Below are 15,745 nucleotides of genomic sequence, written 5' to 3'. Positions count from 1 at the left end.
GGGCGGGGTCGGTCTCGTCCGCCACCGCAAGCGGTGAGCGGGTCAGCCGCCGCCTCCCCCTCCGCCACAGCCGCCTCCGCCGCCGCCACAACTGGAGCTGCTTCCGCCACAGCCGCCGCCTCCGCCGCCGTCCGAGCCTCCGCCGGAGGCGCCGCCGCAGCCCGAATCGCCGGACGAGGCGCACCACACCGTGGCGCCGCTCGACGAACCGCCTGTGGAACCCGAGCTGGTCATGGTGAGCGTGGAAGCCGCTGCCGCCGTGATCAGCAGGGTCTGGACCGTGGGGTCCTCCACTCCCCGCGCCCCCCGGAGCGCGACCCGGCCGGCCATGGACTTCGTACGGCTGTGCCGCTGCCGGTACCTGCTCATGGCCCGCTGCCCGGCCAGGGTGACCCGCCTCTTGGCGATTCCCGAGAACCCGAGGACCGCGCCGCTGATCAGGGCAGGTGCGACCAGCAGGACGAAAGGCACCGGTGGGCGGTCCCAGTCGAGGCTGTGGCCGAGTCCGGTGATGATGATCGAACCGGGGATGAACGCGATGGCGCACAGCACCCCCAGCACGGCGCCCCACCACGTCGTGGCCGACGACTTCTGGCCGGGTGCCCGCAGCAGCCCCCGCTCCGCGAGCCGGTCGCCGATCGACTGCACGGCGTCCGCGCGCATCACCTCGCGCCGCAGCGCTGCGAGGGAGCCGGTCGGCGCGGTGGCCAGCTCGTCCAGTACCGCCCGCTCCACGGGGGAGTTGGCGGAGCGCCGCTTTATGGAGGCGATGCCCGGTTCGGCGATCAGGATCCTGCCGTCGGCGTACAGCGCGACGATCGCGGCGTCTGCCACCCGGCCGGGCCCGGCGGCCAGGAACGACGCCTCGTACACGTCCTGGAGTCGGTAGCCCTGGCCGGCCGGCGGGAGGGCCGCCTTCCTGCGGAGGATTCAGTGCGGTGCAGGCGAGCCCCACGACGAGATAGACGAGGAATGCGAGTGTGCCCAGGTTCATCGTTGCCTCCTGATGCGTGCGTGCGGCATCGCCGCGTGAATGACATGAGTCCGGTGTCGGCCCGCACCGGGCCGGGGAAGTCAGTGCTGCGGAGGGGGGACGGTCCGGCGGAGATCTGACGGAGATCCGGTGGCGGTCGCCGTGGGCACGCCGGTCACCGGCGGTCCGCTCCGGCCTCGTACGGGCCGGGCGGGGGTGGGTGGCCACGCCGCTCCCCGGTGGCGGGACCATGGGGCGGACGGCGGGATACGAGGCGTGGGCGGCGTGCTGCGTGCGGACGGGGCGCGGGTGTCGGGTCGCGTACGCGAACGGGGCGCGGTTGTCGGGTGGCGTACGCGGACGGGGCGCGGTTGTCGGGTCGCGTACGGGTAGGGGTACGGGACTGGCAGAGCGTCGCGGGTGCGGTCAGCCGTGGCGGCAGCCCTACCCGGGCGGGGTCAGCCTCATCCGCCGCAGCCTTACCCGGGCGGGGTCAGCCTCATCCGCCGCAGCCTCCACAGCCCCCACAACCCCCGCAGCCCCCACAACCGCCGTCCGCGCCTCCACCGCCGGAACTCCCGCAGCCCGAGTCCCCGCCGGAGCCGCACCACTGCTGCGTGGCGCTCGCGGTGCCCGCCGTCGCCCCGGTGGCCCCCGACGCGCCGAGCGCGGCGGCGAGCGGTACCGCGGCTGCCGTGACCAGAACCGCCTTGAGCGCGGAGTTCTGCACACCGCGCAGACCCTTCGTGGCCACGAGCCGGGCCGGGGCCTCCTCCTTGGCGTACCGCACATCGTGAGCGGCCTCGGCGATCTCCCCGGCCCGGGTGGTCCGGCTCTTGGCGCGACTCTGCACATGCGTGGCGATCCCGATGCCGGTGAAGATGGGCGGCAGGATCACCACGATGAACGGCCAGCCGGGACGCTCCCAGTCCAGGGCGGCGCCCACGACGTTGAGGGCGATACCGCCCGGAATCGCCACCAGGCACAGGAACCCGAGGACAGCGGACCACCCGTACAGCCGCCGATGCCTGGCGTCGGTCCGCCGCAGCAGCCCCCGGGCCGCCAGGCCGTCGCCGATGCCCTGCACCACGGGCCCGCGTATCACCGCGTGCCGCACGGTGTTCAGCGAGCCGTTCGGGGCGGTGGCCAGTGCGGCGAGGATCGCGCTCTCGACCGGGTCGTTCGCGACGGGGTTGCGTACGGACACGATGCCCGGCCCGCCGATCTCCAGCCGCTCGTCCGCGTGCATGGCGGTCAGCGCGGCATCCACCACTCTGGCGGGCCCGCCGCTCAGGAACGCGGCCTCGTACACATCGTCCACGGTCTGGGGCAGCTTCGGTACGGGACCGGCCAGTTGCCGCCCCCGCAGCGCCAGCGGGACGCAGTAGGCTATGACGGCCAGGTAGACCCACACCGCGATCAGATTCAGATTCATTCGATCACCTTCGTACGAGTGCTGCTCTGGCCGCCCGTACGATCCGGGTGGTGCGCCGTGGCGGGCGCGGCTCGGCACGATCTTGCCACCAGTGGGTCAGCATGCGGCGGGCGCGGTCGTCTTCGGGACGCCCGGCGATGAGCAGATGCTCGGCGAAGTCGAGCGCGTCCCTGCGGTAACCGGCGCGTATCGGCCGTGTCCTGGCGTACGCGTGGAACGCGGCCCGGTAGCCGTCCCCGAGGATCTCGCGCAACTCCGGCGCGACCTTCGCCACGACCTGGGCCCGCTTGGCGGCGAGCGCCCGGCTCTGTACCCGCAGCCGCCGCGAGTCGAAGCCCTCGGGCGCGGGTGTGCCCGCGACCAGGGCGGACAACAGCGCGGTCTGGGCGATCCCGAGCCGCTCCCGCACGGCGTCGGTCCCGTCCTGGGGGAGGTCACCGTCCTGGGGGAGGCCGCCGGCCGGGCCGGCCGGGATCGGCTCACCTCGAACGGGGGCCGCCTCGCCGGAGGGCGCCGGGGCGGCGTCACCGTGCGACGCGTTCGCCACGCTCCGGAGGCGAGCCGGCGGCTCCGCCACCGTCGCCCGGATCGTGGCCAGTTCCCCGGCCAGCTCCGCCATCGGCGGGAAGTCGTCGTCGCGCTCCAGCAGGACCCCGGGCGGCGAGACGCGGGACCGCAGCTCGCGCAGGACGTCCAGGACCGGCTCGGTGACCGGGTGGGCGTGGGTGTCGTGCCAGACGCCGTCGCGTTCGACACCGCCCGCCACATGCACATACGCGATCGCCTCGACGGGCAGCTCGGCGAGCGCCTTCGCCGGGTCCTCGCCGCGGTTCACCTGGTTCGTATGGAGATTGGCCACATCGATCAGCAGGCCGACGCCCGTCCGCTCCACCAGCTCGGCGAGGAACTGCCCCTCCGTCAGCTCCTCGCCCGGCCAGGAGATCAGCGCGGCGATGTTCTCCAGCGCCAGCGGCACCGGCAGCAGGTCCTGGGCGATCCGGACGTTCTCGCAGAGCACCTTGAGCGCGTCCCAGGTGCGCGGGACGGGCAGCAGATGGCCCGCCTCCAGCGGGGCGGACGCGGTGAGCGGGCCTCCGGCGCGGACGAAGGCGATGTGCTCCGTCACCAGCGGCGACCCCAGCGCCGTGGCCCGCTCGGCCAGTTCCCCGAGCTTCCGGATGGACGGGCGGTCCGCGCCGCCGAGTCCGAGGGAGACGCCGTGCGGGACGACCCGGGTGCCCCGGGCGCGCAGCCGGGTCAGTGAGTCGGGCAGATGGCCCGGGCAGACGTTCTCCGCCACGACCTCGACCCAGTCGACACCGGGCAGTTCCTCCACCGCCGCCGCGATCTCCGGACGCCAGCCGATTCCCATACCGAGTTCCATGTCCCCCTCCTCCGCCCACTGTGCCCCATGACGTTGCGTGAAGGGGTCATGTCCCTGCCCACCCGGGGTGAATCCAGAAGGAGGGACGTTCAGAGATTGATTTGAGGTTCCACGGAGTTCGACGGGGTTCCGCGGGGTTCGACGGGGTTCCGCGGACAAGATGGGAGGTTCCACGGACAAACCGACGGGCGGCTGGGCGGCCGGTGGGTCCTCAGAGGCTGGTGCCCGGCTCGGGGCGGTTGGTGTTGATCGCGGTCGGCGGGCCCGGCCGGGTGGAGGGCTCCGAGGTGAACGACCCGGTCCCGGACGGCTCCGCGGGCATGGGCGCCGGAGGCAGCTCGCCGCCCGGCGCCGGCGGACCGGTCGGACTGGCCGTCGCACGGCCCGCCGCCTCGTTGGCGAGGGCGTCGAAGTCGACCATCCCGGTCGACTCCAGCATGGTGATGTGGTCGAGCACCGTCTGATTGGCGTCGCTCGCGAGCTGTCGTATCAGGGTGTTCCTGGTGGAGTGCCGAACCTGGCCTATCACGCCGAAGAACTTGCCGTGGGCGCTGCGCAGCAGATTGGCGAACTTGTACTCGTACTCCCGGCCGCTCGCCGCCGAAAGCTCCCGCAGCCAGCCCTGCTGCTGCTCGTTCGGCTGGTTCGGCAGCTGCACCCCGAGCTTGGCCGCCACATCCCGGGCCCTTCGGTCGAGGTCGGTGTGGCCCACGATGAGATGGTCGCCGGTGTCCTTGATCGCCTGGGTCGGCGCGCGTTCGATGGCCTGCTGGCCGGCGGGCAGCTCCCACAGCCCGGCGAGCCGCACCTTCACCAGGAAGTCGCGGTCGGCCGCCGACAGCGGACCCCACTGGGTCGCCACCGACGAGGCGTTGAGATTGTCCTGGCCGGTGCCGGAACGGTCCGCGTACGACCACACCGGGAACGCCAGCGCTCCCACGGTGGCGACGAGCGCCGCGATGATGAGTGCCGTCCCATTGATGCGCCGCAACACATGTGCCTCCCCGAGCCGATACGCCGCACGGCGATGAAACCGCCGAACAGGACGTGCATTCAACACGCCTGACGTCACCGGGAGATACGTTCTGGGGAACTTCCGCGTTCAGCCCTGAGGGCCGCCTCAGTCGGCGAGGGGCTGCCTCAGCCGCGCAGGGCCGGGTGGTCGGCGACCACGGTGCAGCTGCCGGGGGCGATCTCGGTGAAACCCGCGTCCCGGACGACCGGCAGCCCGCTGACCGTCAGCCGGGCCCACCGCTCGGCGTCCGGCGTCCGTACCGACAGCGGGAACCCTGCCTCCGCCCATGCCTTGCGGTCCGCGTCCGGCAGCTCCCACCACGCGAGCTGCGCCCCATGGCCGGCCTGCGCCATCGCCTTGCCCGCCGACATCTCCAGATCCGGGCTCAGCCACAGCACCGGGCCCGCCGGGTCGGGTGCGGCCGGGGGCTCCGGGTCGTCCAGATCCGTGCCGGAGACCTGGAGCCTGGCCAGCTCCCGGGGCCAGCCGTCCAGCGGGACCGGCGGGAACACCCGTACCTCCGCCGTCCCCCCGCGCACGGTGATCCCGGGCAGCTCCACCGCCCTGCGCCACTCCGAGCCCCGGGCCCGCCGTACCACTTTGCGGATACGCGCGTCCTGCCAGTCGCGCATCGCCCGCGCCCAGTCGCCTTCGCCGGCCGACCGCTCGTCGGCGAGGATCGCCAGCACCGCGCGGGCGGCGGTCTCCAGCGCGTCCGTACGGGCCGGGGGCGCGGTCTTCTCGATCCGTACGACCAGCGGCAGAACGAACTGCGGGGCCTCGTCGCGGTCGGTGCTCTCGTGCCGGAAAGGGCTGTCCGGGCTGTCGGGACCGGCAGGACTGTCGGCACTGCCAGGACTGCTGGGGCTTTCGGGGCTGAGGGGTTCGCTGCTCACACGGCGATTCTGCCAGCAGGGCGGCCACCGCACCGGAGGCCGAGGGCGCCCCCGCCCCCGGACCGCCGGGCCCGCACCGAGACCGGGTGCGGCGGGCGGCCGGGGCGGGCAGAGACCGCCGGGGCGGGTCCCCGGCCGGTGCGTGATGGGTACGGAGGTTGGCGGAACGGTGGCGTCCGGGTGAGTATGCACCCCATGAAAAGCGACCTCTTCGCCTCGGAGAACATGGCCCAGCAGGCCACCGTGCCCGGAATGACCCAGCAGAACGCCAAGTCCGTCAAGTACGCCGTCAACGGTGAGATGCACGCGCGGCAGGGGTCGATGATCGCCTTCCGCGGCAACCTCCAGTTCGAGCGCAAGAGCCAGGGCATAGGCGGCATGCTCAAGCGCGCCGTGACCGGCGAGGGCCTGCCGCTGATGGCCGTGCGCGGGCAGGGCGAGGCATGGTTCGCGCACGAGGCCGCGAACTGTTTCATCGTCGACATCGAGCAGGGCGACGCGCTCACCATCAACGGTCGCAATGTGCTCTGCTTCGACTCCAGCCTGTCGTATGAGATCAAGACCGTGAAGGGTGTCGGCTCGGCCGGCGGCGGCCTTTTCAACAGTGTCTTCACCGGACACGGCAAGCTCGCCATCATCTGCGAGGGCAACCCCATCGTGATTCCGGTCACGTCCCAGCAGCCGGTCTTCGTGGACACCGACGCGGTCGTCGGCTGGAGCGCCCATCTGGAGACCTCGCTCAACCGCTCCCAGTCCTTCGGCTCCATGGTGCGCGGCGGCTCCGGCGAGGCCGTGCAGCTCATGCTCCAGGGCGAGGGCTTTGTGATCGTACGGCCCAGCGAACTCGTCCCGCAGAAGGCGTCGAGCTGAAACTCCGGGGGGTCGGCCGCCGCTACGGGCTCGGCGGGCCATGGGTGCTGCGCGGAGTCGATCTCGACCTGTCCGCGCGGTCCCTGATCCGGGTCATGGGCACCAACGGCACCGGCAAGTCGACCCTGCTGCGGCTCATCGCCGGAATCGACGCCCCGACCGAGGGCCGTATCGATGACCGGCCGCGCACGGCGTACGTCCCCGAGCGCTTCCCGGCCGTCCTGCCGTTCACGGCCATCGGCTATCTGACCCACCTCGGGCGTATCCACGGCCTGGGCCGCCGGACGGCCCGGGAACGGGCCGCCGAGTGGCTTGAGCGCTTCGGGGCCGCCGGACATGCCCGTACGCCCCTGGCCGAACTCTCCAAGGGCACCAGCCAGAAAGTGGCCGTGGCACAGGCCCTGCTCGCCGGGCCCGAACTGCTCGTACTCGACGAGGCGTGGACGGGCCTGGACGCCGATGCCCGCGCCTGGCTCGACCGCGCGGTCGCCGAACGGGTCGACACGGGCGCGATCGTCGTCTTCGTCGACCACGATCCGCTGCGGCTCCAGGGCCGCGCGGACGCGGAGTACGAGCTGACCGACCGCGCCCTGATCCGCCGTCCGGAGTGGCCAGGCCACGGCCCGCCCGTACGCGTCGTGGCCTCCGGCCCGCCCGGCGCCATCCCGCCGGACTCGCTGCCGGGCACACCCTCGTACGAGAAGGCCCCGGACGGCACCGCCGTGTTCACGGTGCCCGAGCCGCACTCGGACGCGCTGCTGCGCGCCCTGCTCGGGGCGGGCTGGCACATTCGGGGCGTCGAGAGCCGCGAGAGCGAGGCCGAGGTCAAGGGCGCGGACGAGGCCAAGGCTGAGGGCGCGGACGAGGCCAAGGTCAGGGTCAAGGCCAAGGCCAAGGTCAAGGAGGAGGACGAGGGCGTGGTGAAGCCCGGATGACCGCGCTGTTCGGCTATCAGACCGCACTCCTGCTGCGCACGCAGCGCTGGCTGCCGCCCGTTCTGCTCTACGCTGTTCTGCTGGCCATCGGCGTCCAGCCGGGCAGCCCCGTGCTCGACTCCTTCGGCTACGCCGCCGCCGCACTGCTCCCGGTCACCGCCTGGCTGGTCAGGGTGTGCGCCACCCAGGAGCCGTCCGCGTCCCGCGACATCGCGTCCGCCGCGACGGGTGCGCCCCGGCTGCATCTGGCCTCCCTGCTCACGGCCGTGACCTGCGCGGGCGTGCTCGGCCTCGCGGGTACGGCACTGGTCCTCCTCCTCGGCGACGCGAGGAGCGCCGACGGCCGCACCGCCGTCCCCCTGCCCGGCGCCGCGACGGCGGGGCTGCTCGCGGCGGCGGCCTGTCTGCTGACCGGCGCCGCGGTGGGCGCACTCTGCACTCGCCCGCTCCTGCACAGCCGGGGCTGGTCACTGTCCCTCACCGCGCTGCTCGCCCTGCTCGCCCTGGTGATCACCGGCTCACCCGCGCGGTCCGCCGTCCACGCCCTCGTGTCCGGCTCGCACACCGGCACCGTACGGCTGCCCCTGCTGCCCCTCGCCGCCGCCCTGCTCCTCGCGGGCCTCGCGGGCACGGTCGCCTGCGCGCTGACCCCGCTGCGCGCCGGGACCGGCGGCGCGGACTGAGCACACCGCGCGGCGCGGACCAAGCACACCGCGATGGGCCCGCCCGGCGCCCGTCCGTATGCTCATGCCATGGACGAGCCGTACTGCCGCACCCCGCCTCCGGCGCGCGAGGCGGCCGGCGGGCCACCGTTCGCCGAGTGCGTACTGTGCCGCGAGCCGACCGACTACCCCGACTCGGTGAAGGGTGCACCCCTGTGCCCGGTCTGCGAGTGGCAGGAGGCTCAGCGGTCGGCCTGCTCGGGGTAGCGGATTGCCCGGCTCTCCCGCTGGAACCGGCGGTAGAAGTCCACCATCACCGCGGCGGTCGGCGCGTAGCGGACGAGGACTTCCGCGATGGCCGCCGGAACTTCCCCCGGGGGCTCCCCTCGGGTACAGCCGCGCACAAACGCCCTGCGTTCTTCCGGTCCGTACCCGTACAGAGCGGCGGCCAGCCAGGTCACCAGGTGCGTGACGGTATAGGACCGGTCGTAGGTGCGGTGCTGGTCGAAGAAGTCGGCCTCGTCCTGTGTGAGCTGGAAGCGCGAGGAGATCGCAAGGCCGTAGTCGGCGAAGAAGAGCCGCTGTCCGTCGGTCAGGATGTTCTCGAAGTGGGCGTCGAAGTGCAGCAGCCCGCGGTCGTTCATGAACGAGATGCCGGCTTTCAGCTCGCTGTCCACCATGGCGCAGGCCCGCTCGGCCACCTCGCCACCGGCCTCGATCCGGCCGCCCAGCCAGTCGTGCAGGTTTTGCGGGATGTACTCCAGGAACAGCGTGAGGCTGGCCGTGGACTGCTGGAGGGCCTCGATCCGGCTGCGTATCTCTGACCCGCCTCCCCAATAGGCGACAGCTCGTTCCACGTCGGCCAGTTCCTCGGGAAGCGGCCGTCCGAGGTCCGGGAGCACCCGCCAGTGGTACATCAGGGGGAAACCCTCGTAGTCTCCCGCGATCACCCAGTCCGTCGTCATGGTGTGCACGGCCAGCTCCCGCCAGGCTCCGAACCCCGGGCCGCCGATACTGCCGACGCCGTAGTGGCAGAAGTCCGGCAATCCGAACAGATTGGCTGTGGAGTGAACGTTCTCCGGCCTTCGCTCCAGATCGGTCAGTCGTACCTGCTTGACGAAGACCGCTGTCCCGTCGACGTCCAGCAGCACCGTCTTCCCGCCGATCCCGGAACCGATCGGTGTGGCGGCGTCCACGAGTTCGCGCAGTCCGCGATCACCGCAGAGCGCCAGCGATGCGGAAGCGGCGCCATGCGCGGCCAGGCGAGCACCGCGGGACATGTCGGGGCTCTTCACCTATGCCTCCAGCCGGGCACCCGCCTGACGTGCGATCGCGTCAACGAACACCCGGGCGGGAGCTGCCCGCCACCCTACTCACGCCGAAGGATCTTTCCCTGGAGGTCCTCACCGCGCACGCAGTCCGGGAGCGGCGTAGCCGTACACGATGACGCCGACGGCGTGCCGCAGCCGCTGCCGTTCCTCCCCGCCGAGGAAAGGGCGTGCGAGTGCGTCGTAGAGCAGGCCGTCGAGCTGCGCGACGAGCAGACGGGCGTGCTCCTCGGGGCGTGCTGCCCGCCGGCAGCCGGGCGTGGGCGTCCACCGCACGATGGGTCAGCCCGCGCAGCCCCTCCGCGGCGGTGACCTCGATCGCCGCGTCCGCCGCCCGCTGCTTGCGCTGGGTCTGCCGTGGCCGAAGCGGTGCTGTGCCCATGGAAACATTGTGCGGCAATCCGGATCGGGCGGTCCGCGAAGGAGTGCGCGCCCCGGTGGCCGGATGGGACTTCGGCGGCACTCTCCAGAGATCGTCGCAACACTGGTGTGGTGGCACGATCGTAGGGGTTGCGTCAACGGCCTGGCGGCGTGGACCGGATTTCCCAGTTTGGGTCCATCGCTGAGAAGGCTCTGAGCCTTGCGTCCTACTCCGGTCGACGGATGTGGCGTGAGCGGTCAGGCCATAGTCTCGCCTTATGACGTCAGATGACTCTCGCCCCAGCGGCCCTCGCAGCCCAGAGCAGCGCAAGCACGAGGCGCTGGAAAGGCTTGCGCGGGACAACGACGTGTGGGTCGCCACTGCCGACGACACTGGTGAACCGTGCCTCGTTCCCCTTGCCTTCTGGTGGGACGGCGAGGCCGTCTGGCTTTCCACCCGTGATACCAACCCGACCGGGCGGAACCTGGCCGCCTCGGGGAGGGTCCGGCTCTGCTTCGGTCACACTCGTGACGTGGTCATGATCCGCGGCACTGCACGCATGCTGACGCGGGAGGAACTTCGGCCTGGGGTGGGCGATGCCTTTGCCGCCAAGGACGGCTGGGATCCACGGGAAGACCACCCCTCATATGTCTGGTTCCAGGTCATTCCTGACACCTTGCAGGCTTGGACATCAGTTCCTGAAATGAGTGGACGCACGCTCATGCGCGCCGGGAAGTGGCTGGTCTGAGCCTGCGAGAGGGGCAAGCCGCAAGAAGCCGGCCCAAGCGCTCGGCCAGGGTCTCCCAGCCGAGCGTTAGCCTCTGTGGGTCGGTCGCTGATCATCACCATCGGCGCGGTGCAACTCGGCTGCCGCTTGTGTGCCTGGCGATGCGGGCGTCGGGGGGCTCGTATCGACGGGGATGAAACACGCCCTAGCAGGCGTCACCGTGAGGTTTGGGCAACGAGTTCCCCAGCGACCCGAGGACTTCGCTGGGCCCGGCACGGAACCGGGTCGGTGGTGTCCCGCCCTGGATCTGGTGGCCGACAGCGGGCTCGGCTTCACGCACTCGCCCGAGCAGCCAGCATGAGTGCGAGAGGCCCGGCTGGGAGGAGGAAGCGGCCCTCGGCGGCGGCTCGTACGGCTTCGTCCATGGGCCACCACGTCAGCTTGAAGTCCAGTTCGCTGGGGGTCAGCTGCTGCGGGCCCAGAGAGAGCCGGTGCGCCTCGAAAAGGTGGACACGGGCGCGCGAAGCGAGGGTGATGGCGTAAGAGCCCAGCGGGCTCCACGCTTCGGCGGTGATCCCCGCCTCCTCGGCGAGTTCTCGCCGGGCGCACTGCTCCGGGGTCTCGCCGTCCTCCCTGCGTCCGCCTGGCAGAAACAGATATTCGCCGCCGTGGTCGGGGAAGTGGGCGGACAGGATCGCCGCCTGCCCCTTCTCGTCCACGGCTACGACCACGGATGCGTCGCGAGCAGGGGTGCTGGTGCTGTCGTCGCTCATGCGACGCGAGAGTAGCGGTGTGTCAGGACAGCCAGGCCGCGAACGGGACATTGGTGACTTCCGGGCGAACGATCCCCCGCCCCCAGCTGCCGCGAGCCGACCGACTACCCCGACTCGGTGAAGGGTGCGCCCCTGTGCCCGGTCTGCGAGTGGCAGGAGGCCCAGCGGTCGGCCTGTTCGGGGTAGTGCCTGCGGGGCGGGTCGCGAGCACCCGGAGGGCGGGAAGCCTCTGCATGGTCCGGGATTCGGCGAGGCCGATGCGGTCCAAGGCGTGGGAGCGGTCGGTTTCGGGCCTCGGGACGCTCACACGAAAGTGACCTCGCCCCATACCCTGACAGCGACGAGCTGTTCAGAGAGGGGCCAGGCCGTGTCATCTCGTGCTACCCCGGACCCATACGCCGACCCGATCGCCTTCGGCCAGCGGCTCCAGATCCTGCGCACCCGGAGAGGGCTGACGCGTGACCAGCTCGGCGGCCTGACGGGCCGGTCCGGCTCGTGGGTGAAGGCGGTGGAAACCGGTCGTCTGAAGACACCCAAGCTGCACATCATCCTGCGGCTGGCCGAGATCCTGCGGGTAGCAGACCTGTCCGATCTCACCGGAGACCAGTCCGTGCGTGTCGCCCTCTTCACCGGCCCCGGCCACCCCCGCCTCCGCGCGGTCAAGTGCGCGGTCGACACCTTCCCGCTGGACGCCGACCGCGAGGCACCGCCCACAGCGCATCTGTCCGCTCGGCTCGCCCGCGCCTGGTCGGCCCGGCACTCCTCGCCTGAGCACCGGGAAGTGGTCGGGGCGCTGCTGCCGGAGCTGATCCGCGATGCGCAACTGGCCGCGCGGCAGGCGGAGACCGGGCCGGAGAGGCGCGCCGCGCAGGCCGTTCTGTCCGAGGTCTACAGCCTCAGTCAGTTCTTCGTGGCATACCAGCCGGACGCCGCACTGCTGTGGCGTGTCGCCGAGCGGGGCATGGTCGCCGCGCAGGAGTCCGGGGATCCACACATCATCGGGGTCGCTGCGTGGCTCTCGGCGCAGGCGCACCGGGACGCGGGAGCAGCGCACTTCGACGCTGCCGATGACGTCACCTCGGCCGCGCTCACCCAGCTGCGACCGCTGCTGCCGGACGCTGATGACGACCTCCGGGCCATCACGGGTGCACTCGTCTTCGAGGCCGGATACACAGCGGCCCGCCGCGGGGATACGGGCACGGCATGGCGCTACTGGGACGACGCCCGGCGCATGGCCGAGCGGTTGCTTGAGGGTTACTACCATCGGGTCACCAGCTTCGGGCCCGCGATCATAGGAGCGCACGCCGTCACCGTTGCCGTGGAGTTGAACCAGGGCGGGGAGTCCGTGCGACAGGCCGCCGCGTCGGACTCGATGACGATCCCCTCCCGACCGCGCCGCGCCCGGCACCGGATCGAGGAGGCCCGCGCGTATCAGCTGGACGGGCAGTCGGACGTCGCGCTGGCGACGCTCGCGAGGGCGTACAAGGCCGCCCCGGAGACGATCAAGTACAACGGCTATGCGAAGCGGATCGTGCTGGAGGAAGCCGAGTCGAAGCACCCCGAGCCCCGCCGTCGGGCCGCCGCTCTGGCAGTGAAACTCGGCCTGCTGACCGCTTAGTCGAGGGGGCACGAACTGTGCCCCTGGTTCTCCTTCCGGGCTCCTACCGTCGTCGGAGCAGTGAATCCGCTACGGAAGGGCGAGCCCGTGATGACGATGAGTGTGTACCGGTTGGGCCCGGACGGTATCCGGGTCCCCGTATCACCACGGGTGGTCGTGGGCGATCCGGTAGGCCCCGGTATGCCTGTCGCACCCGGCTGGTCGTCCGCGTACGCGCGGACCGTGTGCGTTACGTGCCGGGAACAGCGCGGCCTCGTCGCCCTGGCCGATGTCGTGCGCGGGGAGGCGCTGTGGAGCGTCTGACGGTGGACTCGCTGTGCGGAGAGCTTCGCCCGCAGGCGTCCTTCCCGACTCCCCAGGAGCGCCGAGCATGCACTCGGTCAGCCGTCAGCGGGCTCCGCTCCGTGCGCGGCGGCGATCTGGTCGATACGGCGGGCGAGGTCGAAGTCGGCGGCCGTAAGCCGGTGTCCCGCGTCATGAGTCGTGATCCCGAACCGCACCGTGTCCCATCTCAGATCGATGTCCGCGTGGTGGCCGATCAGCCGCTCGACATCGGCAACGTGCACGATCATCGCCACGCCGCCGTGATATCGGATCCCGTACGTGCGGGTGATCTCCTCGCCCTGGCGCTGCCACCCGGGCACTGCCCGTAGAGCTGCGGTGATCTCACGTTCCGTCAGCGGTATCGGTACCTCAGCCACATCAGCTCCCCTCCGTCACAGACGCCAACACCTCAGCGAGGTCCCGGCCCACCGGCGCATCGTGCCACGGCCGCATCGCCCGCTCCAGTGCCACCATCTCCCGGCGCAGCCGTGCCGACCGGGTCTCGATCGCGATGTCCGCGACCGTACGGGCGATCTCCAGCGCCTGGTCCGGCTCCTGCGCGGCTGCCGCTGCGGTCGCGTGCCGTGCGAGATACACCCCCCGGTCCCTGCGCGCGGTTCCTGGGACGACGGTCAGGACCTGGGACCACAGGGACATCGCCTCGGTGCCGAGGCCGAGACGGCCGTAGCAGGTCGCCCGCTGCACCTCCAGATACCCGGGGGTCCGGCGGCAAGCGTTGCCCCACGGGAGGTCGTCATCGACCCGGGGCAGGTGACGCCCTGCCTCATCGATGAGCCGGTCCACCGCGGTGCGGTCCCCGATGAGGCTCGCTCCGTGCGCCTGCTGCTGAAGCGACATGACCCTAACTTTCGGGGCGAGGCGGTCCGCGTCGTCGAGGGCGGCTTCGCAGAGGTCGATGACCGCAGGACCGTCGCCCAGGTCAGTCCTGACCTGGGCCTGATTGATCAGGCTGTACCCGATCAGGTGCGGATCGCGGGCCCGCATCGCTATCTCCTGTGTCACTCCCCGCCAAAAGGATGCCCCGTCCATGTCTCCCGCGTCCTGGTACAGCCAACCCACCAGCGCCGCGTAGGCGGCCCCGACCTTCAGCAGCCCCCGACGCGTTTCCCCCTTCGCGGAGCGCACCAGCTTGTCGATCAACTGGTACTGGGCGCTGACGGTGCCGATGAGGTCATGCGGGCCGAGGAGCATGTCCGCTCGGTAGTGCCCTTCGAGCTGCTCCTGGAAGTACGTGATGAGAGCCGGGTCGACATGCTGCGGAGTGACCGGCCCCGTGGCCAGGGCGGCAGCGGTGACCGATACGAATGCACGGCGTTTCACATCGTCCTCTTGATGGTGCTCGGGCTGGATCCACCCCGGCGGCGGGGGAAATCCCAGATCCTCGGGCCAGCGGCCGAGCGCGTCGTGCAGCACGATCGCCGTCTCCTCGGCCGGCCAGCCTGGGCGAGGTCCCTCCCACCGGCGCCAGGTCCGTGCGGACACGGTGAAATGCGGGTCGTCGAGGAGCCGTTGCCCGTGCTGCTGGAGCGCGTTGGCAGCGGCCTCAATCGTGCGCCAGCCACGCCGGAGCCTGGCGGCTCTGAGTGCGTCGTTCCGGTCCATCCGACCAGTCTGAGGGGTCATCACTCGTATCCTCGGCCGTGGCCGCTGCATGGCCACCGGTGGCCACTGCGTGGCCTAGTCGTGTCCTCGCGTGCACGCCCATCATCCTCGTGTGACTACCGAACGTACACAGATCGCGACGGAATCTGCCCGTTGGGTCGGTCGCCCGTCCGGGCCGCCGTACCGGCAGGTGTGTTCTGCCGATGTCTGCCCGAGTGGTGGTGATCGGCTACTGCTCGCCCCGGAACAGGGCACGCAGTCGGTTCGGACGGTGGAGTGCACCCGGTGCGATGCCGTGCCGGACAGCACCGAGGGCAGGCTTGGCCTGGAGGCGTGGGCACTTGCCCACAGCAGCACGACCGGGCACGCCGCCTTCGAGGCGACCACCACGGAGCACTTCCGCGTCACCGCCGGGGGCACGTCGTGACGGGCGAGTACTGCGTCCGATGCGACCGGCCCATCCTCGGCGAGGCCGTCGAGGTCGGCGAGCCCGAGGGCATGTCCGGGGTGAGGCCGCCCGCGTACGCCCACCCGGAGTGTGTGTCGCGCCCGCCGCAGGGCCTCCGGCGGTGACCACACCCCCCACCCTGTGCCGGACTGCCGTGCCGGGACGTGCCCGTGCCGCCCGTCGCCGATCTGACGTCGGACCAGGCGATGGGCAGGACCTGCTACGCCTGCGGACAACTCCTCACCTCCGGGGCGGTGCACGCCGGGCGGGCCCGGGGCCGGTCCGGCGAGCACGTCCTCGACGCGGAGTTGTGGGCCTGCCCCGACCCCTGTCCCTGAGACCGCCCCGGTCCGTCCGCGCATCCCCCGTAGCG

19 protein-coding genes are annotated in these 15,745 nt (G+C 71.5%); 9 read left to right on the top strand and 10 right to left on the bottom strand.

Annotated elements, in window-relative coordinates; all coding sequences use genetic code 11:
* Positions 1-42: 42 nt before the first annotated feature.
* The 5 genes from ACWF94_RS14140 to ACWF94_RS14120 form a co-directional block, all read right to left on the bottom strand.
* Entirely contained in the window at positions 43-930 is an 888-nt protein-coding gene (locus ACWF94_RS14140; protein ID WP_453487616.1) for a TIGR04222 domain-containing membrane protein, read from the bottom strand.
* 542 nt (positions 931-1,472) lie between these two features.
* Positions 1,473-2,408 (bottom strand): TIGR04222 domain-containing membrane protein, encoded by a 936-nt coding sequence (locus tag ACWF94_RS14135; RefSeq protein ID WP_453487613.1) that lies wholly within the window; start codon positions 2,406-2,408, stop codon positions 1,473-1,475.
* Positions 2,409-2,412: 4 nt separating this feature from the next.
* A complete protein-coding gene (locus ACWF94_RS14130) occupies positions 2,413-3,792 on the bottom strand; it encodes a DUF692 domain-containing protein (protein WP_453487612.1) in 1,380 nt (459 codons plus the stop codon).
* Between the two features lie 211 nt (positions 3,793-4,003).
* Positions 4,004-4,783 (bottom strand): DUF4142 domain-containing protein, encoded by a 780-nt coding sequence (locus ACWF94_RS14125; protein WP_453487615.1) that lies wholly within the window; start codon positions 4,781-4,783, stop codon positions 4,004-4,006.
* 149 nt (positions 4,784-4,932) lie between these two features.
* Positions 4,933-5,703, bottom strand: coding sequence for an aminoacyl-tRNA hydrolase (locus tag ACWF94_RS14120; protein ID WP_453487611.1), 771 nt, complete (start codon positions 5,701-5,703; stop codon positions 4,933-4,935).
* Between the two features lie 195 nt (positions 5,704-5,898).
* Between ACWF94_RS14120 and ACWF94_RS14115 the strand changes: the two genes are divergently transcribed.
* The 4 genes from ACWF94_RS14115 (at position 5,899) to ACWF94_RS14100 (ending at position 8,437) form a co-directional block, all read left to right on the top strand.
* The gene (locus ACWF94_RS14115) at positions 5,899-6,573 is read left to right on the top strand and encodes an AIM24 family protein (RefSeq protein ID WP_453487610.1); all 675 of its coding nucleotides are present in this window, start codon (positions 5,899-5,901) and stop codon (positions 6,571-6,573) included.
* The gene (locus ACWF94_RS14110) at positions 6,570-7,508 is read left to right on the top strand and encodes an ABC transporter ATP-binding protein (protein WP_453487614.1); all 939 of its coding nucleotides are present in this window, start codon (positions 6,570-6,572) and stop codon (positions 7,506-7,508) included. The genes ACWF94_RS14115 and ACWF94_RS14110 overlap by 4 nt, the downstream gene beginning before the upstream one ends.
* Entirely contained in the window at positions 7,505-8,191 is a 687-nt protein-coding gene (locus tag ACWF94_RS14105; protein ID WP_453487609.1) for an ABC transporter, read from the top strand. The genes ACWF94_RS14110 and ACWF94_RS14105 overlap by 4 nt, the downstream gene beginning before the upstream one ends.
* A gap of 69 nt (positions 8,192-8,260) precedes the next feature.
* Entirely contained in the window at positions 8,261-8,437 is a 177-nt protein-coding gene (locus tag ACWF94_RS14100; protein ID WP_453487608.1) for a hypothetical protein, read from the top strand.
* Here the strand turns inward: ACWF94_RS14100 and ACWF94_RS14095 are convergent.
* Positions 8,413-9,450, bottom strand: coding sequence for a protein kinase family protein (locus ACWF94_RS14095; RefSeq protein WP_453487607.1), 1,038 nt, complete (start codon positions 9,448-9,450; stop codon positions 8,413-8,415). The two genes, ACWF94_RS14100 and ACWF94_RS14095, sit on opposite strands and share 25 nt — an antisense overlap.
* A 123-nt stretch (positions 9,451-9,573) precedes the next feature.
* A complete protein-coding gene (locus ACWF94_RS14090; protein ID WP_453487606.1) occupies positions 9,574-9,774 on the bottom strand; it encodes a hypothetical protein in 201 nt (66 codons plus the stop codon).
* A gap of 362 nt (positions 9,775-10,136) precedes the next feature.
* On the opposite strand from ACWF94_RS14090, the gene ACWF94_RS14085 reads away from it, so the two are divergent.
* A complete protein-coding gene (locus ACWF94_RS14085) occupies positions 10,137-10,607 on the top strand; it encodes a pyridoxamine 5'-phosphate oxidase family protein (protein WP_453487605.1) in 471 nt (156 codons plus the stop codon).
* A 311-nt stretch (positions 10,608-10,918) separates the two neighbouring features.
* Here ACWF94_RS14085 and ACWF94_RS14080 read toward each other — a convergent pair whose 3' ends face one another.
* Positions 10,919-11,359, bottom strand: a complete 441-nt coding sequence (locus tag ACWF94_RS14080; protein WP_453487604.1) for an NUDIX hydrolase — start codon at positions 11,357-11,359, stop codon at positions 10,919-10,921.
* Positions 11,360-11,726: 367 nt separating this feature from the next.
* Here ACWF94_RS14080 and ACWF94_RS14075 point away from each other — a divergent pair, with 367 nt between their 5' ends.
* Together ACWF94_RS14075 and ACWF94_RS14070 are read left to right on the top strand one after the other, a co-directional pair.
* Positions 11,727-12,977, top strand: a complete 1,251-nt coding sequence (locus ACWF94_RS14075; protein WP_453487603.1) for a helix-turn-helix domain-containing protein — start codon at positions 11,727-11,729, stop codon at positions 12,975-12,977.
* Between the two features lie 180 nt (positions 12,978-13,157).
* Positions 13,158-13,280 (top strand): hypothetical protein, encoded by a 123-nt coding sequence (locus ACWF94_RS14070; RefSeq protein WP_453487602.1) that lies wholly within the window; start codon positions 13,158-13,160, stop codon positions 13,278-13,280.
* A 77-nt stretch (positions 13,281-13,357) separates the two neighbouring features.
* Here ACWF94_RS14070 and ACWF94_RS14065 read toward each other — a convergent pair whose 3' ends face one another.
* Both ACWF94_RS14065 and ACWF94_RS14060 read right to left on the bottom strand, forming a co-directional pair.
* On the bottom strand, positions 13,358-13,678 hold the full coding sequence (locus tag ACWF94_RS14065) for a 4a-hydroxytetrahydrobiopterin dehydratase (protein ID WP_453487601.1): 321 nt from the start codon (positions 13,676-13,678) through the stop codon (positions 13,358-13,360).
* Between the two features lies 1 nt (position 13,679).
* Positions 13,680-14,924 carry a Twin-arginine translocation pathway signal gene (locus ACWF94_RS14060; protein WP_453487600.1) on the bottom strand — a complete coding sequence of 415 codons (1,245 nt, stop codon included), beginning with the start codon at positions 14,922-14,924 and terminating at the stop codon, positions 13,680-13,682.
* Positions 14,925-15,015: 91 nt separating this feature from the next.
* Here ACWF94_RS14060 and ACWF94_RS14055 point away from each other — a divergent pair, with 91 nt between their 5' ends.
* Positions 15,016-15,351: a DUF7848 domain-containing protein gene (locus ACWF94_RS14055; RefSeq protein WP_453487599.1), complete on the top strand. Its 336-nt coding sequence runs from the start codon at positions 15,016-15,018 to the stop codon at positions 15,349-15,351.
* A gap of 185 nt (positions 15,352-15,536) precedes the next feature.
* The gene (locus ACWF94_RS14050) at positions 15,537-15,710 is read left to right on the top strand and encodes a hypothetical protein (RefSeq protein ID WP_453487598.1); all 174 of its coding nucleotides are present in this window, start codon (positions 15,537-15,539) and stop codon (positions 15,708-15,710) included.
* Positions 15,711-15,745: the final 35 nt, after the last annotated feature.

This window comes from Streptomyces sp. NPDC055078 (genome assembly GCF_053607985.1).
The sequence above is the reverse complement of the archived record's forward strand: the minus strand, read 5'-3'. Positions and strand labels throughout refer to the sequence as shown.

Excerpts from the sequence above, each read along its gene's own strand:
- ACWF94_RS14105 (WP_453487609.1), top strand. The coding sequence starts at position 7,505 with ATGACCGCGCTGTTCGGCTATCAGACCGCACTCCTGCTGCGCACGCAG.
- ACWF94_RS14130 (WP_453487612.1), bottom strand. The coding sequence starts at position 3,792 with ATGGAACTCGGTATGGGAATCGGCTGGCGTCCGGAGATCGCGGCGGCG.
- ACWF94_RS14095 (WP_453487607.1), bottom strand. The coding sequence starts at position 9,450 with ATGTCCCGCGGTGCTCGCCTGGCCGCGCATGGCGCCGCTTCCGCATCG.
- ACWF94_RS14115 (WP_453487610.1), top strand. The coding sequence starts at position 5,899 with ATGAAAAGCGACCTCTTCGCCTCGGAGAACATGGCCCAGCAGGCCACC.
- ACWF94_RS14080 (WP_453487604.1), bottom strand. The coding sequence starts at position 11,359 with ATGAGCGACGACAGCACCAGCACCCCTGCTCGCGACGCATCCGTGGTC.
- ACWF94_RS14135 (WP_453487613.1), bottom strand. The coding sequence starts at position 2,408 with ATGAATCTGAATCTGATCGCGGTGTGGGTCTACCTGGCCGTCATAGCC.
- ACWF94_RS14085 (WP_453487605.1), top strand. The coding sequence starts at position 10,137 with ATGACGTCAGATGACTCTCGCCCCAGCGGCCCTCGCAGCCCAGAGCAG.
- ACWF94_RS14070 (WP_453487602.1), top strand. The coding sequence starts at position 13,158 with ATGCCTGTCGCACCCGGCTGGTCGTCCGCGTACGCGCGGACCGTGTGC.
- ACWF94_RS14060 (WP_453487600.1), bottom strand. The coding sequence starts at position 14,924 with ATGGACCGGAACGACGCACTCAGAGCCGCCAGGCTCCGGCGTGGCTGG.
- ACWF94_RS14100 (WP_453487608.1), top strand. The coding sequence starts at position 8,261 with ATGGACGAGCCGTACTGCCGCACCCCGCCTCCGGCGCGCGAGGCGGCC.